This is a genomic window from uncultured Desulfovibrio sp. (assembly GCF_944327235.1).
In the GTDB taxonomy this organism is placed as follows: Bacteria; Desulfobacterota; Desulfovibrionia; order Desulfovibrionales; family Desulfovibrionaceae; genus Desulfovibrio.
The window spans coordinates 1-22,895 of the sequence record NZ_CALVHE010000024.1 but is presented as its reverse complement, the minus strand read 5'-3'; the positions used below and the strand labels follow the sequence as shown (position 1 = coordinate 22,895).

Genomic DNA, 22,895 nt, shown 5'->3' with positions numbered 1-22,895 from the left:
TGTCAGCGTGTGTTTCGGCGCGGGATGGCTCGATCAGGGGCCTTTGGTCAGCGGAGCTATCCATAGGCATGAGAGGACAGGATCCTTTCGCGACGACAGGGGCATGACGTGCGGATGTCGCCCGATACAGGAAGGATGATGGCGGCGAGTGATGCCCCCTGCGGAGGATATGCCGCGCCCGGCGGCCGGAAAGACGGCGGCTCCCCTCCGCAGCCTTTGTCCTGGCCGCGACAGGGGAGCCGAAGATCTCGTCCTCGCGAGGGATGTTCCGTATTTCCCTATACGGAAGGTAAAGGTCGTTTGCACCGCCACGAATCACAGATGTACGCTCCCTGGCGGCTCCACGCACATGGAGCCATGCCGGAAAAAGGACGGGACCTCCTCCGTGTCACGAGGGAAGGGGTCCACATTACGGGAGAGCGGCGGGCGTCCGCTTCTGACGAACAATGGCGTCGTATCGACGACTTGCCGAGGAAAAGCGGAAAAATGATGCTGAAAGGCTGTATTCCAGAGACTCTTGCCGTTTGACGAACGATGGTGCGTGGCCCAGACATCCGGCGGTATGCTCACGTGGCCGGATGGGTGGAGAGCGGCGTGCGCATCGTTTGCGGGAAGAGTGATGACCCCCTTGTCTCCCCATAAATACTCATGTGTAGAATACGGGAAATAACGAGCTGCGTCAACGCTCTTTTCTCACAATATTGTAACGCATTTTTGGGGGATGTTTGTGCTGGATGGTTTGTGGGATGGGGGGCGATACGAAACGGGGAACGCCGTCGCATGGCGAAGCGTTCCCCGAAAAGTCGTCGGCAGAGGATGGCGGTCGCTACTGCCGGGCAAAGAAGCGCAGCTCCGGGCAGGGCGGGATCATGCCCGCCTCGGCCAGCTTGGCGTAAAAGAGCCTGAGTCCCTGCTGCTCGCGCTCGCCCAGCGAATAGGTGAGCCCCTGCTGGTAGTAGAAGGCAAGCTCCTCGCGGGTCAGCGGGCAGCCGTGGGCCGTCAGATCGAGGATGACGTCCATGTGGGCGAGCCCCCAGTCCCGGCCCCGACGCAGGAGCGCGCCGGGATCGTCGGGCAGCAGGCCGGATTCCACGGCTTCCCGACTGATGACCCAGAGCCCGAAGATGAAGGGCAGGCCCGTCCATTCCCTCCAGGCGTCGGCCATGTCCACACGATAGGGATAGTCCGGATGGTTGCGCAGGCGCAGGGCCTCGTCGCCTATGGCCAGAAAGGCTGCGGGCGGCGTGCCGTGGCGCAGGGCCGAGGTCACGGAACCGGTGGCGTAATCGACGTCCAGCCCGTAGCGATCGCGCATGAGCAGACGCAGCAGGGCCACGGAGGTATGGGTCTCGCCGCTGATGAGGATGGTCTGCCCGCCGAGTTGCTCCACGGGCACACGGGAGAGCAGCAGGACGCTCATGACCGAACCGTGCGAGCCGATGGAGAGATCATCGACCAGATAATAACGCTCCGGGCGACGGGCATATTCGAAGCAGGAGCAGGAAGAGACTTGCAGCTCCCCCCGGCCCATCATCTCGTTGAGCAGGGCGGGCGGGCCGGATACCAGCTCGTAATCGTGCGGGATGATGCCCGCCTCCAGCGGATGGTAGATGGGCAGCACGTTGAGATAGCTGATGCGGCCCATGCGCAGCGGAGCGGTCATGCGTCCTCCTTCGGCTGCGGGTCCACGGGAGTATAGTCCATGAGACGCTGCACGGGCGTGAAGCCCGCCGCGCGGATGATCTTGTGGATCTCCTTGCGGGTCAGATGATAGGACACGCCCGCCGCGGCCACCACGTTCTCCTCGATCATGAGCGAGCCGAAATCGTTGGCTCCGTAGAACAGGGCGAGCTGCGCCACCTGCGGTCCCATGGTCACCCAGGAGGACTGGATGTTGAGCACATTGTCCAGCACCAGCCGGGAAACGGCCAGAAGCCGCAGATAGGCGGGCGCGGGCAGGGTGGGGCAGTCTATGCGGGTATGCGCGGGCTGGAAGGTCCAGGGGATGAAGGCCGTGAAGCCGTGGGTACGGTCCTGCACGTCCCGCACGGCAAAGAGATGGTCAAGCCTGTGGCGGGGCTCCTCTTCATGGCCGAACATCATGGTGGCGGTGGTCTTCATGCCTAGTTTGTGGGCTTCTTCCATGACCGACAACCATTCCTCGGCCGTGCACTTATTGGGGGAGACGCGGGCGCGTACCTCGGTGCTGAGGATCTCCGCGCCGCCGCCGGGCACGGAGTGCAGACCGGCCGCCTTCAGACGACGCAGCACCTCGGCCACGGGAAGGCCGAACTGCCGGGACCAGAAGAAGATCTCCGGCGGCGAAAAAGCGTGGATGTGCAGGCTCGGCCAGCGTTCGCGCATCCAGCGCAGCAGATCCTCGTACCATTCCAGCGGCAGGTCGGGATGATGGCCGCCCTGAAGGAGTATCTGCGTGCCGCCCAGCCGCAGCGTCTCGTCGATCTTCTGCGCCATCTCCTCGCGGCTGATGACGTAGCCTTCCGCATCGCCCGGCGCGCGGAAAAAGGCGCAGAAGCGGCAGGCGCAGACGCAGACGTTGGAATAATTGATGTTCCTGTCGCCCACATAGGTGACGATGGGGTCGGGATGCAGGCGCAGGCGCATGGCGTGGGCCAGCGCGGCCAGCGTATGCAGGGAGGCCCCGTAGTAAAGGGCCTCGGCGGCGGCACGGTCCAGCCGCTGCCCGGCGCGGGCCAGAGCGGCGGCCTCCCGCACGGCGGGGCTTTCGTCAAAGGGGCTGTGGGCCGGAGCAAAGAGGGCGGTGCTGCTCATGAGCGGACCTCCGGGGAAGGGGCTGCGGCGGTCGGGATGGCCGCGAAGGTGGCGTTGCGGCGCACGGGCCGGAAGCCGGACTGCCGGATCATGTCCTCCAGTTCGCGGATGGTCATGCCCTGCGCGGAGGTGGCTCCGGCCATATGGCCGATGCGTTCTTCAATGATGGTGCCGTCCAGATCGTCCGCACCGTACCAGAGGGCCGTCTGCGCCTGTTTGACGCCCAGCATGATCCAGTAGGCCTTGATGTGCGGGATGTTGTCCAGCAGCAGGCGGGCCACGGCCACGGTGCGCAGTTCGTCAAGGCCGCGCTGCGGGCCGAGTTTCTCTTCCGGAAGGGTAAGCCGGCTGTTGCGGGTCAGGAAGGGGAGCGGGATGAAGCAGGTGAAGCCGCCGCTCTTGTCCTGCTGTTCGCGCAGGCGGCAGAGATGGTCCACGCGCATGGCGGGCGTTTCCAGATGACCGAAGAGCATGGTGCAGTTGGTCAGGATGCCCAGCTCGTGCGCCTCGCCGGAGATGCGCAGCCAGGCTTCGGAGGTCGCCTTGTGCGGGCAGAGGCGCGCGCGCAGCTCCTCGTTGAAGATCTCCGCGCCGCCGCCGGGCATCATCACCAGCCCGGCCGCCTTGAGACGGGTCAGCACCTCGCGGGTGCTGATGCCCTCCTGCCGGGAGAAATGTTCGATCTCCACCGGGGTAAAGGCCTTGATGGGCAAGGAGGGATCGAGCGCCCGCGCCGCGCGCAGCACGTCCTCGAACCAGGAAAGCGGCAGGTCCGGGTGACAGCCGCCCACGATGTGCAGTTCGTCCAGATGCAGCGGCGTGGCGTCGGCGGCGCGCAGGCGGTCGAGGATGTCCTCCCGGCTCAGGCGGAAGGCCCCTTCCTGATCTTCGCTGTCCCGGCGAAAGGCGCAGAAGGTGCAGCCGTTGACGCAGACATTGGTATAATTTATCTGCCTGTTGACCACATAAAAGGCGGCGTCGCCGTGCAGTCGGCAGCGGACGTGATGGGCCAGAGCCCCCACGGCGGTGATGTCGGGGCAGGCGAACAGCGCCAGCCCGTCCTCGTAGCTCAAGCGTTCTCCGGCCAGCACCTTGTCCCGAATGGACGAAAGGCCCAGCGCGGCATAATATGCGGCGTCCAGCATGGATGTTCCTTTGCGGGCGTCGGGAGGGATCCCCGACTTGACGGTTGAATCGCGATAGGCTACGCCCCCGTCCGGCGACTGTCAAACCGCCTGCCATCGTTTGTTGTTTGCTCAAGGAGGTAGATGCCATGCACGAGGCGCGGACGACCCTGACGCTGGGTCTTTCTCCCTGTCCCAATGATACCTTCATCTTCCATGCGCTGCTGCATGGTCTTGTTCCCGGCCCCTGCCGTTTCGTGCCGCACATGGCCGACGTGGAGGAGCTGAACGGGCTTGCCCTGCGCGGGGAACTGCCGGTCACCAAGGTATCGGCGGGCGTGCTGCCCCTGATCATGGAACGATATGCCATCCTGTCCGCCGGGGCGGCGCTCGGCTGGGGCTGTGGGCCGCTGGTGGTGGCCCGCGAACAGCTTTCCCCCGAACAATGCCGTACGGCGCGCGTGGCCATCCCCGGCCGCATGACCACGGCCGCCCGTCTGCTGGACATGACCGGTCGTTTTTCCGGCCCCCGTGAGGAGATGCTGTTCAGCGACATCATGGATGCCGTGGCCCAGGGGCGGGTCGAGGCGGGCGTCATCATCCATGAAGGACGCTTCACCTATGCGGAGCACGGTCTCACCAAGCTGCTGGACCTCGGGCAGTGGTGGGAAGAGAGCTTCCACGCGCCGCTGCCGCTGGGCGTCATCGTCGCCCGGCGGGATCTGCCGTCGGCTCTGCAACAGGACATACAGGCCGCCATCGCCGCCAGTCTCGGCCATGCCCTGACGCATCCCCAGGACAGCGCGGACTATATCCGCGCCCATGCACAGGAGCTTTCCGACGAGGTGACGCAAGCCCACATCCGTACCTTTGTGACCGATTTCAGCCGGGATCTGGGAGAACGGGGACGGGAGGCCGTGCGCCGCATCGTGGAGAGCGCCGCCGCCGAAAGCGGTCAGCCCCTGCCGGCGGCGGGGCTGTTCGTGCCGGAAGCCTGAGCGCGGTTACACCCGGACTGTTTCGTGCCGCGGCCAGCTCTGTGCCGCGGCCTTTCGCGCGTATCCCCTGAAGGACGCGGAGGCGTCCGGGACAGGGAACGTATTCGGACTGCATTTTCTCGACAGGACAACATATGTTTCAGGATATCTTTTCGCCTGCCGAGGCGCGGCGTTTCATCTCACTGGGCCTGCCCGTCCTCATTGCGCAGACCACGCAAATGGGCATGAATTTTGTGGATACGGCCATGACCGGCCAGTACGACACTACGGATATGGCCGCCGTGGCCGTGGCCGGGTCCATCTGGGCGCCGGTCTCCCTGCTGGGGGTGGGCTGTCTGCTGGCGCTCTCGCCCATGACCGCGCATCTTGTGGGTGCGGGCAAACGGGACGAAGCCGCGCAGCTGCTGCGGCAGGGCATCTGGCTGACGCTCATCCTCTGTCTCCTGCTCATGAGCGTCTTTTCCGTCATCTCGCACCATCTCGATCTGTTCGGCCTGGAAGGCCGTATGGCGGAGCTGGCCGGCGGCTACCTGCGGGCCATGCTCTGGGGCCTGCCCGGCCTCATGCTGTTCATCAATGTGCGCAGCTTCCTGGAAGGCTTTTCGCGGACCCGCCCGGCCATGATCGTGGGCATCCTGGGCTTGCTGCTCAATGTGCCGGTCAACTATGTCTTTATCTACGGCAAGTTCGGCCTGCCCCAGTTGGGCGGTGTGGGCTGCGGCGTGGCAACGGCCATCTGCTTCTGGTTCATGGCCCTTTGTATGCTCTTCTATGTACGTCGCGACAGTCAGTACAGGCATTTGCGTCCGCTTTTCCTGCCCATGCTCCGGCCCGGCCTTGCCCATGACGGGGACGGGACCCCCTTCTCCCGTTTCGACGGCGCTCTTGTGCTGCGCATCCTGCGTATCGGTCTGCCCGGCGCGCTGGCCGTCTGCTTCGAGGTCTCCCTTTTTGCCCTTACGGCCATCTTGCTGGCTCCGCTGGGGGAGATCGTGGTCAGCGGTCATCAGATCGCCATGAACTATTCCGCCATGATCTTCATGCTGCCCCTTTCGCTCAACATCACGGCCACCATCCGCGTGGGCCACTTCCTGGGCGCGGGGCGCATCTGGCGGGCCAGAGTGGCCGCCCGTACGGCCCTCTGTCTCGGCATGGGCTGCTCGTTGGTCGCTGCCGCCTGCACGCTGCTCTTTCGGGAACAGATCATCGCCATCTATATCGATGATGCACAGGTGGCGGCCCTGACCATGCATCTCTTGCTTTTCACGGCGGCCTACCAATTTGTGGATGCCGTGCAGACCATCAGCATCGGCATATTGCGCGGCTACAACGATACGCGCATCATCTCCATCGTCTGCCTCGTCTCCTACTGGGGCATAGGTCTGCCCGTGGGCTACACACTGGCCCGCACCGACTGGCTGACCGCCGCCCCCTTGGGTGCGCAGGGCTTCTGGACAGCCTACCTGCTCGCCCTCGGTTTCAGCTCGTTGTGCTACAGTCTGCGCCTGCGCCGTCTGCACCGCCTCGACGCCGAGACCATCGGCCGCAAGATCCATAGGTAGCCGTTGAGGAGGAGAGGTTTTTGCGCGGGGGGAAGGAAGGGGGCTTTTTTGCAAAAAAGCCCCCTTCCTTCCCCCCGCACCCCCCATCCATCCCGCAAAAAAACAAGGTCACCCTTTGCAACAAAACGAAATATTTGTTTTGTTGAAATTCAAATTTGAATTAGATAGATTGCCTCCTGTTGCCGCAAGGGAGCGGCGGAAATTTTTGGGGTCTTGGAGCGAGGAGAGGATGGCCAGCAAGCACACGGTTTCCCCGGCGGGAGAAGCGGGCGCGGCACCGCGCGGCGCGCGTGTGGACGGCGAGCAGACGCGAGCCCGCATCATTGAGACCGCCGGTCAGCTCATGGCGGAAAACGGCTTTGCGCAGACGACGTCAAAACGTATCTGCGAGACCGCCAATATCAACATGGCGGCCATCAATTATCATTTCGGCAGCCGCGAGGGGCTGTATCTGGCTGTTCTCGAGGATATGCACAATCGCATCATCGACCGGGAATTCCTGGACAATCTGGCCGGGGAGGACATCCCCGCGCGGGAGAAGATGCAGCGCATCGTCGCGGCGCTCATGGCCGGACTGGCCGCGCCGCAGCAGTGGCACATGCGTGCCTGGGCGCGCGAGATCGTGGCGCCGTCCGTGTATTTTCAGGAAGTCATGCGTCGGGTGGTGGCGGCCAAGTTCCGCATCATCAAGGGGATCATCAGCGATATGACGGGCATACCGCAGGATGCGCCGGAACTGGAATGCTGCCTGGTGAGCGCGCTGGGGCCTTTTGTGCTGTTGCTGGTGGCGGACAGGCGCTTTTCGTCGGTGCTGGTGCCGTTGCTGTGCCAGGCTCCACGGGTGCAGACGCATATGGGCGACATGGCCATGACCGTACTGGATGCGGCCGCACGCAGCTGGCGGCAGCGTCAGGAGTGCGCGTGTTGAATCGGTTGCTCGGATACTTTTTTGACGTACGCCCGTAAGGGGTGAAATGGCCGCTGCGGCGGCAAGGATTGGCGGACATGGACGATTCCGTGCTCTATCTGGGGCTGGATGCCGGTTCCACCACGGTCAAGCTGGCTCTGGTGGATGCGGCGGGCAAATTGCTGGAAGCTCGTTACCAGCGGCATGGCGCGGCGGTACGCGCGACCCTCTGCGGGCTGCTGGACGATCTGGCGGCCAAATATCCCGGTCTGCAGGTGCGGGCCGCCATTACCGGCTCGGCCGCGCTCAAGCTGGCGCAGGCGCTGGAACTTCCTTTTGTGCAGGAAGTGCTGGCCACTTCGCGCGCCATCTCGGTGCTGGCCCCGCAGACGGATGTGGCGGTGGAGCTGGGCGGTGAGGACGCCAAGATCCTGTATTTCTCCGACGGATCGGACAATCTGCGCATGAACGAGGCCTGCGCGGGGGGGACAGGAGCCTTCATCGACCAGATGGCCGTGCTGCTGCATACGGATGCGGCGGGCCTCGATGAGCTGGCCCGGCGCCACACCACCATCTATCCCATCGCCTCGCGTTGCGGCGTCTTTGCCAAGACCGACGTGGTGCCCCTGCTCAACGAAGGGGCGGCGCGCGAGGATCTGGCGGCCTCCATTTTTCAGGCCGTGGTGGATCAGACCATCGGCGGGCTGGCCTGCGGACATCCCATCCGGGGCAGAGTGGCCTTTCTGGGCGGTCCGCTGCATTTTCTTCCCGCCTTGCGACAGCGCTTTATCGAGACGCTGCAGCTGAGGCCGGAAGAGGTGATGGATGTGCCGGACGCCCAATTCATCGTGGCGCGCGGCACGGCGCTGAGTCTCCTGCCCCTGACGGGACAGCCGCGCCCTGTTCAGTCCGTGCCGCTGCGTGTGGAAGAGCTGGCCGAGCGCGCCCGTACCCGAGAGCTGGACGGCGAGCGCACGGCCACGCTGGCGCCGCTTTTTGAGGACGAGGAAGAGTACGCGGCTTTCCGGCAACGCCATGCGGCGGGCGCGGTGGACCGTCGGTCGCTGGAAGAGGCGCGGGGCCCGCTCTATCTGGGGGTCGATCTGGGGTCCACCACGGTCAAGGCTGTCCTGACCGATCGGGAGGGCGCGGTCATCACCACCTGGTACCGTCGTAATCAGGGGGATCCGCTGGCGGAACTTTTGCCCTATGTGGCCGAGCTGGTGGATTCCTTGCCTGAAGGCGCCTGGATCGAGGACAGTGCCTGCACCGGCTACGGAGCGGCTTTTGCGCAGGCGGCGCTGGGATCGTCGCTTACGGAAGTGGAGACCGTCGCCCACCTCAAGGCCGCCTGTCGTCTGGTGCCGCAAACGACCTACGTCATCGACATCGGCGGGCAGGACATGAAGTGCCTCAAGGCCAGGGATGGCTGCATCGCCGGGGTGACGCTCAATGAAGCCTGTTCGGCCGGCTGCGGCGCCTTTCTGGAGACCTTCGCCCAGAGCCTCAATCTGAGCATGGAGGAATTCGTGCGTGCGGCCCTTTTTGCCCGGCATCCCGTGGATCTTGGTTCGCGCTGCACGGTCTTCATGAATTCCAAGGTCAAGCAGGCTCAGAAGGAAGGCGCGGAGATCGGGGATATCGCGGCGGGCCTGTGTTATTCCGTGATACGCAATGCCCTGTACAAGGTGCTGCGGCTGCGCAGCCCTGACGAACTGGGCGACAAGGTGCTCGTGCAGGGCGGTTCCTTCATGAACGACGCCCTGTTGCGGGTCATGGAGCGGCTGTTGCAGCGGGAGGTGTTCCGCCCTGACATCGCCGGGCTCATGGGGGCTTACGGCGCGGCCCTGCTGGCGGCCCGTCGTCCGGTGACCGAGGGCAGCCGTCATCCGCTGGAATCCGCGGCTCTGCGCGCTCTGCGCATCGAGACGAAGCACCTGCGCTGCAAGGGCTGCGGCAATCACTGCCGCCTGACGTTGAACCGTTTTTCCAACGGACGGCGCTTTGTGGCCGGCAACCGTTGCGAGCGCGGCGCGGGACAGCTCGGCGCGGCGCACGAGAACGCGCAGCCCATGCCCAATATCTACGCCTGGAAGAACCGGCGGCTGTTCGACTACACGCCGCTGGCCGAGGCGGACGCGCCGCGCGGGGTCATCGGCATACCGCGAGTGCTCAACATCTTTGAGCACTATCCTTTTTGGTTCACCTTTTTCACCAAGTTGGGCTTCCGGGTCATCCTGTCGCCGGAATCGGGCAAGGAGGTCTTCGATCTCGGCCTGTCCTCCATGCCGTCCCAGACGGTCTGCTATCCGGCCAAGCTGGCGCACGGGCATGTGACGGCGCTGCTGCAGCAGGGGGTGCGGCGTATCTTCTTCCCCTGCCTGCCGCGCGAGCGCGGCGACGCCATCACCAAGGCCAACGGCTATAACTGTCCTGTGGTCTCCGGCTATCCCGAAGTCATCCGCCTCAATATCGACGAGGTGCGCCAGCAGGGGGTCCGGCTGCATACGCCCTTCGTTTCCCTGCAAAGCCTGGATGCGCTGGTGGAGCGTATGCATGAGGAGTTCGACCTGCCCCGCGGCGAACTGCGCGAGGCGGGCCGCGCGGCCCTGCAGGAGTTCGAGAATTACCGCGCCGAGCTGCGTGCCGAGGGCGAGCGGGTGCTGGAGCAGGTACGGCAGTCCAACGGGCTGGGCATCGTGCTCTGCGGGCGGCCCTATCATGTTGACCCGGCCGTGCATCACGGTCTGCCGGAATACATCGCGTCTCTGGGGGCGGCCGTGCTCAGTGAGGACAGCGTGGCGCATCTGGGGCGGCTCGACGACAATCTGCGGGTCCTTGACCAGTGGAGCTATCACTCCCGGCTGTATCGGGCCAGTATGCTGGTCTGCGACACGCCGGAGCTGGAAAGCGTGCAGTTGACTTCCTTTGGCTGCGGACTGGACGCCATCACCAGCGATCAGGTGGCCGAGCTGCTCCAGCGGGCCGGTAAGCTGCATACGCTCATCAAGATCGACGAAGGCTCGTCGCTGGGGGCGGCGCGCATCCGCATCCGCTCCTTGCTGGCGGCGGTGCGCGAACGGCGGGAGGCGGCGGTGCGCCGTACGGAAAGGGGAAAGCCCGCCCCGCGTCCGGTCTTTACCAAGGCCATGCGCGAAACGCATACCATCCTCGCGCCGCAGATGGCCCCGCTGCATTTCGATATCCTCAAGAGCGCCATCAACCATTCCGGCTATCATCTGGAAGTGCTCCCCTCGGTCAGTCCGCGTGCCATCGAGCTGGGGCTGACCTATGTGCACAACGACGCCTGCTATCCGGCCATCGTGGTCATCGGCCAGCTGCTGGACGCGCTCAAGAACGGACAGTGCGACCCTGACCGCACCGCGCTCATGCTGGCGCAGACCTGCGGCCCCTGCCGGGCGAGCAACTATCCGGCCCTGCTGCGCAAGGCCTTGCAGGAGGCCGGTTTCGGGCATGTGCCGGTGCTGACCATGACCAGCGGCGACGTGAATCGCCATCCCGGCTTCAGCATCTCGGCCAAGCTCTTCCATCGCATGATCCTGGGCTGTCTGTACGGCGACATGCTCCAACGGGTCAGCATGTCCTGCCGCAGCAACGAACTGCACGAAGGCGATACCGACGAGCTGCTGCACAGCTGGTTGCGGCGGGCGCGTTCCAGCGCATCCTGGGGGGATACGTCGGTTTTTCGGCAGCATATGCACGAGATCGTACAGGATTTCTCCCGTATCCGTCTGGATGGGGTGTCGCGCCCCAAGGTGGGCATCGTGGGCGAGATCCTGCTCAAGTACCATCCCGACGCCAACAATCAGGTGGCGCAGCATATCCGCGAGGAGGGCGGCGAGCCCGTCTTGACGGATCTCATGGACTTTTTCCTTTATTGCTCCATGGACCCGGTCTACTCATGGAAGCGGCTGGGGGGGCGCATCCTGCCCGCCCTGACCAGCTGGTTTTTCATCCGGCGGGTGGAGTCCCTGCGCAAGGCCATGCGGCAGGCCCTCAAGGGCAGCCGGTTCCTGCCGGTATCGCGCATCGGGGATCTGGCAAGCAGCGTGCGGGGGATCATCTCGCGGGGCAATCAGGCGGGAGAAGGCTGGCTGCTGACGGCGGAGATGCTGGAACTCATCGACCACGGCGTCAACAACGTGCTCTGTCTCCAGCCCTTCGGTTGTCTGCCCAACCACATCACGGGCAAGGGCGTCATGAAGGAACTCAAGCGCTTGCGGCCCCATGCCAACCTCATGGCCGTGGACTATGACCCCGGCAGCAGCGAGGCCAACCAGCTCAACCGCATCAAGCTGTTCATGTCCGTGGCGCATACGGGGCTTGAGCAGGAGGCGCAAATGTCGGGGCCGGAGCCGGAGACTGCGTGCCCGGGAGGATGTCCAGATCGGCGGGAGGCCGGGCCGGATGCCGCCGCGCCTCGCCGTTGCGGGGGAGATGCGCTTTCTCCTGTCAGAGCTGCCGAAGATCTGGCCTGCCGGGCCTGCGGTCTGGCCAAGGGGCTGCAGGAGCCGGACCACGGCGTGCAGAGCTGACCGACGCATACGGGATCGTTTAGAGCAATTCCACATTGAAAATGTGGATTGCTCTGGTAGTCGCGAGAGCGACTACCCGCAACCGAGCACACGGAAAAACCACGCTTTTTCCGTAGTGTGAGGGCAGCGTCAGCATTGAAATTAGACACGATTTCAATGCGGATCCGCTCTAAGGATCACGAGGCAAAGCCCTTCGCCATGCCTGATATGGGGATAGCGAAGGGCTTTGCTTCATGGAAAGACGAGCCAGTTTCAGTTTGAAACGCTTTGTGTCCAAAACGTACGGTCTGTCGTTTCGCGAAAAAAGCGTTTTTTTCGCTTGGTTGGGCCGGGCGGCGTAGTGCCGCCGCGCGTCATGGTCTGTTTCAAAGGCAAAGCGCTCTACGGGATGCGGACGCTCACTTGCGTTCGTTCTTTTTCCGCCGGGCCAGTTTCCAGGTGCACTTGATGACGGAACAGAGCTCATTGATGCCGGGCAGGCGTTGAAAGAGCTTGCTGCTGGCATCTTCTTCAGAAAAGGGAGCAAGATACGGCGACGGCGTTGCGGGCGGCAGGGAAGGACTTGCCGCGGGCAGGGCACCACGGGGGGAAGTCGGCTCCGCATCGGGCGGAAGGCTGGACTGCTTGCCGGGAGCGTCAGCGGCATGGTCTTTGCGGGGAGCAGGCTGGGGAGGCGTTTCCAGCGAGGCTTCAAACGGCGCCGCCACGGGTTGCTCGGAAAGGGGGCCGTCCGTGCTGGCGGCTGCGGCCTCGTTTTCACGCGCGCGAGCGCGCATCTCTCGGGCAATGAGGCGTTGACGTTCCTGCGCGTTTTGTTTTTGCCGCTCGATCTGCTGTTGTTGCAAGTCTTCCATGCGGCAGCGGATGGCCTGAGTAAGGTCTCCGGCTTGTTTTCCCAGTTCTCCGTCCAGATGTTGCCGCAGTTGGTCGAACATGGCCTGCGGCTGACCGGAAGCCATGCAGATCTGGGCCAGACGCGTGCCTACCAGCTGGGGCGGCGTCAGGTCGATACCGGCAGCCAGCGCCCGGGCCGCATCACCGTAGCGGTTCTCCCGCATGAGGCGCTGGGCGGCGGTAAGGAAAGGGCTTTTGGCCTGAGGGTCTTCCAGCAGCAGGCGGACAAAGACCGTGCGCGCGTTGTGCCAGCGTTTCGCCAGCGCAAAGGTGAGGGCCGCCTGTTCCAGACAGCGACGGCAACGCACGAGATCGCCCTTGCCTCGCCAGGCCACGGCCATGCCGAGGAGCGCCTCGCCGCGGATCTGTGCGCCCTGCAGGCTGCGCTGGAAGGCGCTGAGGGCGGAATTCCAGCGTTTTTCCTCCAGACAGCGCATCCCGACGTAAAAATAGTCGTCCGGTGTGCGTACGGGCTTGAGCAGGACGCCGTAGGTGGCGAGGGCATCGTCAAAAGCCTGCTGATCGGCGTTCACCTTCCCCCGGTCAAGCTGGGCCATGCGCTGATCATAGGCCATGAGCGCTTCCAGGTTCTTGCGCAGGGCATCCACGGAAAAGGGGCGTCCCATGAGGGCGCTGGCGCCGCAGCCCAGGGCGCGGAGCTGGGCTTCCTCGTCATCGTTGGGCAGGAGCAGCAGGATGGGCGTTCCCAGCAGACGCGGATGCAGGCGCAGCAGGGCACAGAACTGTTCCCCGTCGATATCGTCCAGCTTGTGCTGGCAGACGATGATGTCGGGGTCGAGTGGCGGTTTGTCCGGCTCGAGACCGGCCATGATGCGCGCGGCGTCAAGGCCGGAAGTCATGGTGCGGATACGGGTTGCCCCCGCATCGCGCAGGGCGCGCTTGTCCACCGCGGCAGCCTGTTCGCTCTTGCACAACAGGAGGACGGAAGGCTGTTTGGTGGTCGGTACGCTCATGGTTGCCTCATCACAGAAAAAAAGGAGCGACATGATGCCGCTCCCCCTGAGTATACGAGGGGAAGGGATGGACTGCAAGTGCGCCGCGTGCGCTGCGGCAAACCGGCGGGAAGCCTTGGCCGGGGATACACGTGACCTGTCGGTGTTTCCGGTCCGGGGCGTGCCGTTGCCGGAACGTTTCCGTTAGGGTCAGGACGCATTATCAGGCAATATGCCTTGATAGAGATGTTTTTATAATTTGTTGCAAAATAAGTACTTATTTTTATAACGTGAGGTGTTTCGTTTCCAATTACTCTTACCCAAGTAGCGGGTTTTGGGGAAGATGGGGGAGTTTGAGGGGGAAGAAACCCCTTTTTGCCGCGAGCAGCGACCCAAAGGGCGGCCCGCAGGGCCGTGCCTGTTAGGCGACAAAGGAGCCTTACAGGCATCGACAGCAAAGCAAAGGGGTTTCTTCCCCCTCAAAAAAAGCGTAATGAGTCCTGATCCTAGGGCGCTGCCTGCCGATAGGGTTCCCCTTCCCTCCAAAAAGCAGTGGATAGTGTTGACAGGTCCTAGCGGCTAAAGGGGATGATGCGGGCCATTCGGCCGTCACCGGCGGGGAGGCTGTCCGGTTGAGGCAGGGCATGGCGCTGTCCGCAATAGGGACAGTTGAGGGCTCGGGCCGTTTTCTCAAGACGGATGAGCGCACCGACCGTGTCATAACACTGTGGACAGAACGGTCCCTGTCGGACGCCGGGCGTCTGCAGCCAGTAAAAGCCGTTCTCCCGGCAGAGGTTCTTGGAAAGATAGAGGATATCCTCGAAGGTGCGTATCTGCACCTTGAGACGTTCCATCTCATCGCGCAGGGCGATGCAGCGCGATTGCAGCTCCATGAGCAGGTGCCGCGCCTTTTCCGGCTGACCGGCGGCAAAGAGATCGTTTATTTCCTTGAAGCGGCGATAATCCAGCATGATCTTCCCATCCGTTAAGCACCCTATCGGAGGGGAAAAACAAAGCTTTAGGCCGGACTGCGGGGGCTACATCTTGCGGGAGGTGACGGGTTCGAGCGCCCGCAGCAGCTCGCGGTAACGGCGCTCCACATCGGGATCGGCATACGGCAGTTCACGACCGCGCAACAGCATCCCGGTCAGGTTGTCCGCCTTGCGGCGGGCCTCCGCCTGACGGGCCATGTCCGTGGCGGCGTCAGGTCGCTGGGAGGCTGTTTCCTGAGAAGGTGAGGACGCCCCTGCCTGAGCGGCGGACGCCTTGTCCGGGGCCAGCAGGGTGTGCCTGACGAAAATGGGAGCCTGGGCCCGCAGCGCAAGTGCCACGGCATCCGACGGGCGGCAGTCCAGACGGATGGCCTTGTCCGCCAGTCGAAGATTGAGGGCGGCATAGTATATGCCGTCGCGCATATCGCAGATCTCCACGCCGCCGAGACGGGCCCCCAGCGCCTTGAGGCACATGAGCAGCAGATCATGGGTCAGGGGACGGGGGATCTGCTCGCCGTTGAGCATGAGCGAGATGGACAGGGCTTCCATGGCCCCCACGAGGATGGACAGCCTGGCTTCGCCGTCCACCTGCCGAAGATGGACGACAGGCGTCTTGCTGGCGGCGTCGAGTCCCAGACCGGTAACACGCATCTCTAGCATGGACGCCCCCCGCTGACGCTCCCCACGAGGCTGTGCCGGTGGGCGTGTTCGATACGGACGCGCACCATGCGGCCCAGATGATCCCCGGCAGGCAGCGGGACATGCACAAGCGCGCCGTAGACGTCGCGTCCCTGCCAGCTTTCGCCGTTACCGGCTGCGGCGTCACGCGGGCTGCGGCTTTCCAGCAGGACATCGGCCTCCTGACCGACGCGCGCCGCGAGCCAGCGATCACCGAGCTCGTCCTGCAGGGCCTGCAGGCGAAGGAGACGGTCCTGCTGCACGTCCGGGGCGATCTTGTCCAGAAAACGGCTGGCGCGCGTGCCGGGACGGTCGGAATAGCAAAAAGAAAAGCTCGCCATGAAATCGCAGGCCCGCATCATGTCCAGCGTGGCCTGGAAATCTTCCTCGCTCTCGCCGGGGAAACCGACGATGAGATCCGTGGACAGGGCGATGTCCGGCCGGGCACGGCGCAGTTCCTCCACCAGACGGAGAAAGCGTGCGGCATCGTATTTGCGGCCCATGCGGGCAAGCACTCTGTCCGATCCGGCCTGCAGCGGCAGATGCAGCCGGGGGCAGAGGTGGTCCAGTTCCCCGAAGGCCGCCACATCCAGCGGTCCCATATCCTTGGGATGCGGCGTTACATAGTGCAGGCGAGCCAGGCCGGGCAGGGCGTCCACCTTGTCCAGCAGGGCGCGGAAACTCGTGCCGTCGCCGCTCTTGTCCTGTCCGAAGGCGTTGACGTTCTGTCCGAGCAGGGTGATGTCGGAAGCGCCGGAGGCCAGAAGGGCGCGGCAGTCATCGAGGATGGCCGCCGTGGCGCGCGATTTCTGCCGTCCCCGCGTATAGGGGACGATGCAGTACGCGCAAAAATTGTCGCAGCCCTGCATGATGTTGACATGGCCCGCCGCGGCGCGCGGCAGCGGCGCGCCCGGTTCACGCTCTTCGTAGTGGCTGGTGAAGTCCAGCAGAGAGAGCCGCAGGGCGGGATCGTCCAGCAGACGCTCGATGGCGGCGGGGGCGCCGCTGATGCCGTCGCTGCCCGCCACGAGGCGTACCTGTCGCTGGCGGAACAGGGCATCACCGAGTTGCTGGGCCACACAGCCCGCCACACCCACCAGCACCCGCGGCGAGTTGCCGGTGGCCTGCCGGATACGCCCCAGCGTGCTCATGACCTTGAGTTCCGGTTTTTCCCGGACGGAACAGGTATTGACCATCACCACCTGCGCCTCTTCCAGCGGCGCGGCCGAAAAACCGCGCGCCTCCAGCGCACGACCCAGCCACTGGGAATCGTGCACGTTCATCTGACAGCCGAAAGTGATGATGTGATAGGTGCGTTCTTTCATGCCCGCTTACTGCTCCAGCCCGGAAGAACGATTGCCGCCGAAAAAGCCCGGCCCTTCGCCTTCCTCCATCTCAAGATAGGAGATGCGCTCTTCCAGCCACTCCAGCAGGACGCGCGCCGTATCGTAATTCAGCAGGACGCGCGAATGGATCTGACGGGTGATGCGCTGTACCTCCATATCCGCGTCTGAGAGCATCTCGGGTCCCACGGAGCCGTCCGGCGCCACGAGACATTCGGTGGTTTCCGGCAGGGCGTTGCTCTCATGGTAGAAATTCAGTTCCAGTTCCCCCTGATGATTGATGCCGCCCCAGACGCCATGCGCGGTCTGCAGCCGCGCTTCGGGATTCATCTTGTAGGTGTAGCGGATTTTTTCGGGATGATCGTTGCTCATGGGATCTCCTTGGCTGGTGGAACGGATAAATGGTAAAGAAGAGCTCACGCGAAGTAAAGCCGCCGTGACGCTTTTCCCTTGACGCTGGGCCAGCGGTGAATACAATATCCCGGAAAAAGCATCGTCAACCACAAGGAGCCGCCGTGAGCGAAGCCGTCATCAAGGAACACAGCATTACCCCGTATTTCGATATGGAAGGGTTCATGACCCTCAGTCAGGAGACCCGGCTCGGCGGCGCCGTGCTGGAGCGCCTTGTGAAGCTCTGGGGCGAATGGATGCGGGATCTGCGGGTAGTGGAAGTGACGGCCGGCAAGATCTCCTATCTGGTCGTCTGGCTGCCGGAGAGCATCGAGCAGGCCGTGGACGCCACCTGGGAAAAGTCGCCTTCCGAAGGCTGGCAGGACAACAATCTGGCCCAGTTCCTCTGCATGGCCGCCGTGCAGCAGCTCCTGCCGCAAGTGGAGGACGCGGGCTGCGCGCCCGCTCCGCGTCCGACGGAGGCGCTGCGCGAAGCGCTGGCCGGACTGGGGCTGGAATATAAGGAAGGTCAGCCTACGCTCAATCGTCGTTTTGCGCTGGTGACCCATTATCCTTTCAAGGGCGGCTGCGAGATCTGCCACCTGCAGGACAACTGCCCCAAGGGGCAGGGGCAGGCCGAAAGCATGAGCATCGTGCTGCCGGGGCACGAGCCGGGCAAGAGCTAAGCATGACATGACGACTGTCCCGTCTGTCGGCGGAGATCGCTCCGGCAGGAGCCGCCGGACGGGACATGCGTCTGTGGACAGCGGGAGCGTACCCGCGCAAGGCGACGGTCCGAATGCCGATGCCCGGCGGGGGAGCGGCGACAGGGCGGATCAGCGGCCTTCCATGACGAGGGTGCGCGTCCCCCCTTCCGGGGTCCGGACGACAACTTCAACGGTGCGGCTGTTGCGGGTGACGGCTTTGACGAGGCAAGTGGTCGTCTGGTCCGTGGTGTAGTCGCGGACATCCACGTTTTCGCCTTCAACAGGCAGGGCATCGGGAATGATCTCCACCAGTTCCGTCGAATCGGCGTCAAAGCCGTCCCAAGCTGCCGCGGGCAGGGCAGCCAACAAGCAAGATGCGGGCACGAGGGCCCCGATGAGCAGGTGTTTCATGGCCGCTTCTGTAAATCGAAAATGCCGTCTTGGCAACCGCCGACAGAGGGGTGCGGCATGAGCGGCCTTGCCGACGGTCGCGGACGTGTGGTGGGCTACCTGCGCCTTTCCGTCACGGATCGCTGCAATTTCCGCTGCCTGTACTGCCACAGCAATGCCCGGCACAGTTTCATCCCGCATCCGCATATCCTTCGCTATGAAGAGATGGCGCGCATGGTGGGCATCATGTACGGGCTGGGCGTGCGCAAGGTGCGCCTTACCGGCGGCGAGCCCTTTGCCCGCAAGGGCTGCGGGGACTTCCTCGTCATGTTGCGGCGGCGCTTCTCGGGTATGGACTTGCGGGTGACCTCCAACGGGAGCCTTCTGGCGCAGCAGCTGGACGCGTTGCGCGCCGCACGGGTCAGCGCCGTCAATCTGTCGCTGGACAGCTTCGACCGGCAGACCTTTGCCCGCGTGACCGGGCGGGATATGCTGCCCACTGTGCTGGATGCGCTGGATTCCCTGCTGGCGGCCGGTATCGGCGTCAAGATCAATGCCGTCGGCCTGCGCACCATCAATGACGGGCAGATGGCGGACTTTGTCCATGCCGCGCGTACGCTGCCCATCGATGTGCGGTTTATCGAGTTCATGCCCATGGGGGGAGACACCCTCTGGAGCGAGGAATATTTCTGGCCCGCTGAGGCCATGCTGGCGGCGGCGCGTGCCTGTACGGAGCTCATCCCTGCCGAGAGCGAGGCGGAGAGCGCCGGACCGGCCCGCATGTTTTCCCTGCCGGGCGGCAAGGGGCGACTGGGTTTCATCACGCCGCTGAGCAATCATTTCTGTCATGCCTGCAACCGCCTGCGGCTGACCAGTGACGGGCGTCTGCGGACCTGCCTGTTTGCCGATCGGGAATATGCCCTGCGCCCGGCGCTGCGCCATCCGCGCCTTGTGGATGCGGATCTGGAACGTATGGTGCGGGCCGCCTGCCGCCACAAGCCGCTGGGCGTGGATATCCTGCGTGAACGGCAGGGCGCTGCGGTGGCCCTCAAGAGTATGCAGGGCATAGGCGGGTAGGGACGGCACAAAGCGCGACGTTGTGTTTAGGGCCTGTTAACACACATTTTACAAAATTTTCAATAAATAAGACAAATAAGCTGGATACGCTCCGCTTGATTTTGGGGCGAGGCTGCCTCGTGTCCCCGACTCTTCCCACGGTAAAAGCGCGCTGGGGAAGGGAGCGACCGAAAGGCGGCCCGCAGGGCCTTGCTCGTTAGGCGACAAAATGACAGCAGAGCGAGGGGGGCGCTTCCCCTCAAACAGGCAACGAATCGTGTCAACAGGCCCTCGAGCGTTTTTCCGTGAAAAAAGGCAAAACGCGAGGAGGCGGCACAGCGCCGCCCGGCCCAAGCCAAGCGGAATGACCGCGCTTTTCCGTGCAACGACAGGCCGTATGGGCGCGTGCCCATCCGGCAGCGGGCGGATGCCGCCGGAGTGAAGGAGAGGGATATGATCGCCTATCTGGAAGGATTGCAGGCCGAGGTCTGGGGCAGCTGCTGCCTGCTGGTGACCAGGGGGGGGGTGGGCTATGAGGTGGCCCTGCCGTCGCACACCCTGTCGGCCCTGCCGGGGCGCGGCGAGCCTCTGGCGCTCTACACCTCACTGGTGGTGCGCGAGGACGCGCAGGAGTTGTACGGCTTTGCGACCTTTGAGGAGCGACAGACGTTCGAGGTGCTGCTGTCCATCTCCAAGGTGGGCGCGCGCACGGCGCTGGCCATCCTGTCCATTTTCCGTCCCGACGATCTGCGCCGCATCGTTCTGGAAGATGACGTGCAGGCCCTGACGCGGGTGTCCGGTATCGGCAAGAAGACGGCGGAGCATGTTTTTCTGGAGCTGAAATACAAGCTCAAGGTGGAGGACGCGCCGCAGGCGGCTGTGCTTTCCGGCGGCGTCCGGCCGGGATCCGTCTTTCGGGACGTGCTGGACGGATTGGGCAATCTTGGCTATGGCGAAGAGGAATGCGCGGCGCTGGTCAAGGATATCTTGCACGCGGAGCCCGACCTTGACGTGTCCGGCGCGTTGCGCGCCGCGCTCAAGGCTCTGGCGCGCGGGCGGGCATGACATGCATTGGGGGCGAGCCTCCCGCCGTTCGGGAGTCCAACGGCGGGCCTGGCTACGGGCGCAATGAGCACACGAGAGAGTAGTTGAGCAATATGCCGATGGCTCAGGATTTTTTCCATCTTCCCGACGGGGCGGGGCTTTCCGAGGCGAGCGCGCTGGACGAAAGCGTGCGTCCGCACTCGCTGGCGGACTTTATCGGACAGGATGAACTGCGCGCCAATCTCCGGGTCTATCTGGATGCCGCCCGCGAGCGGGGCAAGGCGCTTGATCATACCATTTTTTTCGGGAATCCCGGTCTCGGCAAAACGACGCTGGCCCAGATCATGGCCTCGGAACTGGGCGTCAATCTGGTCTGCACCTCCGGGCCCGTGCTCGAACGCAGCGGCGATCTGGCTGCCATCCTGACCAATCTTTCCCGCAACGACATATTGTTCGTGGATGAGATCCACCGAATGCCCATTGCCGTGGAGGAGGTGCTTTATCCGGCAATGGAAGATTTCAAGCTGGACCTCGTCATCGGACAGGGCCCGGCCGCCCGTACCGTCAAGATCGATCTGGAGCCCTTCACGCTGGTGGGCGCAACGACGCGTATGGGACTCATCTCCTCCCCGCTGCGCGACCGCTTCGGCATCGTTGCCCGTCTGGAATATTACACGCCCCAGGACCTTGCCCGCATCGTCACACGTACGGCGCGCATCCTCGGCGTGGCCATCAGTCCCGACGGGGCGGAGGAGATCGGGCGGCGTTCACGCGGGACGCCCCGTATCGCCAATCGCCTGCTGCGGCGGGTACGAGATTTCGCGCTCGTCCACGGGCATGAGATCATCACCGGGCCACAGGCCGCCGAGGCCATGCAGCGCATGGACGTGGACCCGCTGGGGCTGGATCTGATGGACAGACGACTGCTGGAAGTGATCATCCGTCACTATGACGGCGGTCCGGTGGGCATCAAGACGCTGGCCGTCGCCTGCTCGGAAGAAGTGCGGACCATCGAGGATATTTACGAACCCTACCTCATCCAATGCGGCTTCCTCAAGCGGAGCCCGCGCGGGCGCATGGCCACGGCCAAGGCCTACAAGCACCTCGGTCTCCTCATGAATTAGAGCAATTCCACATTGAAAATGTGGATTGCTCGGGTAGTCGCGAGAGCGACTACCCGCAACCGAACACACGGAAAAACCACGCTTTTTCCGTAGTGTGAGGGCAGCGTCAGCATTGAAATCGGACACGATTTCAATGCGAATCCGCTCTACGTCCAGCCCACTATCGACCTGCCCTCAATGCGGGGAAGCTCTTTTCCGACGGCATACCATGAAGACAGCCCCAGTGGGGCAATGCGGTAAGGCGGTGTCGCGTGCCTTTTTTGGCAAAGCCCATCACGCTGGCCGATCTTTCGGGCAAGGAGATGCGGCTTTTTTTCGGTCGCTTGAAAATACCCTGCCATCGGCGTACGCTGTGGGGATGAAAACGAAAAAGGAAATCGCCAAACGCTACGGGGGCCTGTGCGTGGCCCTGTTCGTCTGCGCCTTGGGAGTGGCACTGATCACCAATGCGCACCTGGGCACCTCGCCCATCACCAGCCTGCCTTATGCCCTGACCTTCATGCTGCCGCTCAGTCTCGGTGCCTTCACCTTTCTGAGCAACATCATCTTTCTGGTCATCCAAAAGATGCTCCTGGGCAAGCAGTTCGGCATCGTCCAGATGATGCAGCTGCCTGCGGTGCTGGTATTCGGCATCTTCATCGACTTCTGGATGTGGGCAACGACGCCGCTCATCGCGGATAACTACCTCTGGCAAGTCTTCATGTGCGTTGCCGGGTCGGCCGTCCTCGGATTGGGCATCAGTCTGGAGATCGTCTGCAATGCCACCGTCCTGCCGGGGGAAGGCATGGTCATCGCCATTGCCTACAAGACCCGGAAGATGTTCGCCAACATCAAGATCCTCTTCGATATCACCCTGGTCATCAGCGCGGCGGCGCTGGCACTCGTGGTCTTGGGAGAAATCGTCGGCCTGCGAGAAGGTACTGTCCTTTCGGCCTTCCTCGTAGGACAGTTCGTGAAGCTGACCAGCGGTTGGGCACGACGGCTGAAGCCGCTTTTCTGGACCGCGCGACAGCGAAAGCAGGCCAGCGCGCGCCGTATCCCACGTTGAGAGCGAGGAAAAAAGGAGGTTGGACGACAAGGAGGCGTCAAAAACCTCCTTTTTAACATTTTGAAATAATAAAAGAAAAAAGAATAATAAAAAATCTCGAAAAAACTTCTTGACCTTTGTGGGGAAAGAGTCCATAAACGCTTCTCGCGCCGGACGGAAGCGGAAAGCGGACGGACGGGGCGAGAGTTTGACAAGCACAGAGAGAGCGCCGTGACGACGGGCGGACGAAGAGTTCGAGAAAGGATTTTTTCGGAAGCCGAAAAAAAGTTGTTGACAGCGAGAGCGAAAACGAATAGGTTCTCACCTCGCGACGACAACAACGCGTCGAGTGAAAGA

The 22,895-nt window shown here is 63.5% G+C and carries 18 protein-coding genes; 9 read left to right on the top strand and 9 right to left on the bottom strand.

The features are described from left to right. Window positions 1–826: 826 nt before the first annotated feature. Genes Q0K00_RS05370 through mqnE form a run of 3 tightly spaced genes read right to left on the bottom strand, consistent with a single transcriptional unit; the run spans window position 827 to window position 3,938 of the window. On the bottom strand, window positions 827–1,663 hold the full coding sequence (locus Q0K00_RS05370) for a menaquinone biosynthetic enzyme MqnA/MqnD family protein (RefSeq protein ID WP_297227905.1): 837 nt from the start codon (window positions 1,661–1,663) through the stop codon (window positions 827–829). Continuing rightward, window positions 1,660–2,793, bottom strand: a complete 1,134-nt coding sequence (gene mqnC, locus Q0K00_RS05365; RefSeq protein ID WP_297227904.1) for a cyclic dehypoxanthinyl futalosine synthase — start codon at window positions 2,791–2,793, stop codon at window positions 1,660–1,662. The genes Q0K00_RS05370 and mqnC overlap by 4 nt, the downstream gene beginning before the upstream one ends. After that, window positions 2,790–3,938, bottom strand: coding sequence for an aminofutalosine synthase MqnE (gene mqnE / locus Q0K00_RS05360; protein WP_297227902.1), 1,149 nt, complete (start codon window positions 3,936–3,938; stop codon window positions 2,790–2,792). Before mqnE ends, mqnC begins: the two co-directional genes overlap by 4 nt. A 128-nt stretch (window positions 3,939–4,066) precedes the next feature. Between mqnE and Q0K00_RS05355 the strand changes: the two genes are divergently transcribed. From Q0K00_RS05355 to Q0K00_RS05340, 4 genes are all read left to right on the top strand, one after another. After that, the gene (locus Q0K00_RS05355) at window positions 4,067–4,915 is read left to right on the top strand and encodes a 1,4-dihydroxy-6-naphthoate synthase (RefSeq protein ID WP_297227900.1); all 849 of its coding nucleotides are present in this window, start codon (window positions 4,067–4,069) and stop codon (window positions 4,913–4,915) included. A 134-nt stretch (window positions 4,916–5,049) separates the two neighbouring features. Then, window positions 5,050–6,477 carry an MATE family efflux transporter gene (locus tag Q0K00_RS05350; RefSeq protein WP_297227899.1) on the top strand — a complete coding sequence of 476 codons (1,428 nt, stop codon included), beginning with the start codon at window positions 5,050–5,052 and terminating at the stop codon, window positions 6,475–6,477. A gap of 229 nt (window positions 6,478–6,706) precedes the next feature. Further along, on the top strand, window positions 6,707–7,405 hold the full coding sequence (locus Q0K00_RS05345; protein ID WP_297227897.1) for a CerR family C-terminal domain-containing protein: 699 nt from the start codon (window positions 6,707–6,709) through the stop codon (window positions 7,403–7,405). Between the two features lie 77 nt (window positions 7,406–7,482). After that, window positions 7,483–11,940: an acyl-CoA dehydratase activase-related protein gene (locus Q0K00_RS05340; RefSeq protein ID WP_297227896.1), complete on the top strand. Its 4,458-nt coding sequence runs from the start codon at window positions 7,483–7,485 to the stop codon at window positions 11,938–11,940. Between the two features lie 398 nt (window positions 11,941–12,338). On the opposite strand, the gene Q0K00_RS05335 is transcribed toward Q0K00_RS05340, so the two are convergent. From Q0K00_RS05335 to Q0K00_RS05315, 5 genes are all read right to left on the bottom strand, one after another. Continuing rightward, on the bottom strand, window positions 12,339–13,808 hold the full coding sequence (locus Q0K00_RS05335; protein WP_297227895.1) for a histidine kinase: 1,470 nt from the start codon (window positions 13,806–13,808) through the stop codon (window positions 12,339–12,341). Window positions 13,809–14,359: 551 nt separating this feature from the next. Continuing rightward, complete coding sequence (locus Q0K00_RS05330) at window positions 14,360–14,758, bottom strand: hypothetical protein (RefSeq protein WP_297227893.1); 399 nt, start codon at window positions 14,756–14,758, stop codon at window positions 14,360–14,362. Between the two features lie 66 nt (window positions 14,759–14,824). Then, on the bottom strand, window positions 14,825–15,439 hold the full coding sequence (locus Q0K00_RS05325; RefSeq protein WP_297227891.1) for a bifunctional nuclease family protein: 615 nt from the start codon (window positions 15,437–15,439) through the stop codon (window positions 14,825–14,827). Continuing rightward, entirely contained in the window at window positions 15,433–16,782 is a 1,350-nt protein-coding gene (gene miaB / locus Q0K00_RS05320; protein ID WP_297227889.1) for a tRNA (N6-isopentenyl adenosine(37)-C2)-methylthiotransferase MiaB, read from the bottom strand. Before miaB ends, Q0K00_RS05325 begins: the two co-directional genes overlap by 7 nt. Window positions 16,783–16,788: 6 nt before the next feature. Next, window positions 16,789–17,172, bottom strand: coding sequence for a hypothetical protein (locus Q0K00_RS05315; RefSeq protein ID WP_297227887.1), 384 nt, complete (start codon window positions 17,170–17,172; stop codon window positions 16,789–16,791). Window positions 17,173–17,315: 143 nt separating this feature from the next. Here Q0K00_RS05315 and Q0K00_RS05310 point away from each other — a divergent pair, with 143 nt between their 5' ends. Then, window positions 17,316–17,876: a hypothetical protein gene (locus Q0K00_RS05310; RefSeq protein ID WP_297227885.1), complete on the top strand. Its 561-nt coding sequence runs from the start codon at window positions 17,316–17,318 to the stop codon at window positions 17,874–17,876. A 150-nt stretch (window positions 17,877–18,026) separates the two neighbouring features. Here the strand turns inward: Q0K00_RS05310 and Q0K00_RS05305 are convergent, their stop codons facing one another. Further along, window positions 18,027–18,308, bottom strand: coding sequence for a DUF5334 family protein (locus Q0K00_RS05305; protein ID WP_297227884.1), 282 nt, complete (start codon window positions 18,306–18,308; stop codon window positions 18,027–18,029). Between the two features lie 57 nt (window positions 18,309–18,365). Here Q0K00_RS05305 and moaA point away from each other — a divergent pair, with 57 nt between their 5' ends. The 4 genes from moaA to Q0K00_RS05285 all read left to right on the top strand — a co-directional run bounded on the left by moaA (window position 18,366) and on the right by Q0K00_RS05285 (window position 22,559). Further along, entirely contained in the window at window positions 18,366–19,364 is a 999-nt protein-coding gene (gene moaA, locus Q0K00_RS05300; RefSeq protein WP_297227883.1) for a GTP 3',8-cyclase MoaA, read from the top strand. 432 nt (window positions 19,365–19,796) lie between these two features. Beyond that, window positions 19,797–20,408 (top strand): Holliday junction branch migration protein RuvA, encoded by a 612-nt coding sequence (ruvA, locus tag Q0K00_RS05295; protein ID WP_297227881.1) that lies wholly within the window; start codon window positions 19,797–19,799, stop codon window positions 20,406–20,408. Window positions 20,409–20,506: 98 nt separating this feature from the next. After that, the gene (gene ruvB, locus Q0K00_RS05290; RefSeq protein WP_297227879.1) at window positions 20,507–21,511 is read left to right on the top strand and encodes a Holliday junction branch migration DNA helicase RuvB; all 1,005 of its coding nucleotides are present in this window, start codon (window positions 20,507–20,509) and stop codon (window positions 21,509–21,511) included. Window positions 21,512–21,869: 358 nt separating this feature from the next. Beyond that, on the top strand, window positions 21,870–22,559 hold the full coding sequence (locus Q0K00_RS05285) for a DUF6198 family protein (RefSeq protein ID WP_297227877.1): 690 nt from the start codon (window positions 21,870–21,872) through the stop codon (window positions 22,557–22,559). The last annotated feature ends 336 nt before the right edge of the window (window positions 22,560–22,895 follow it).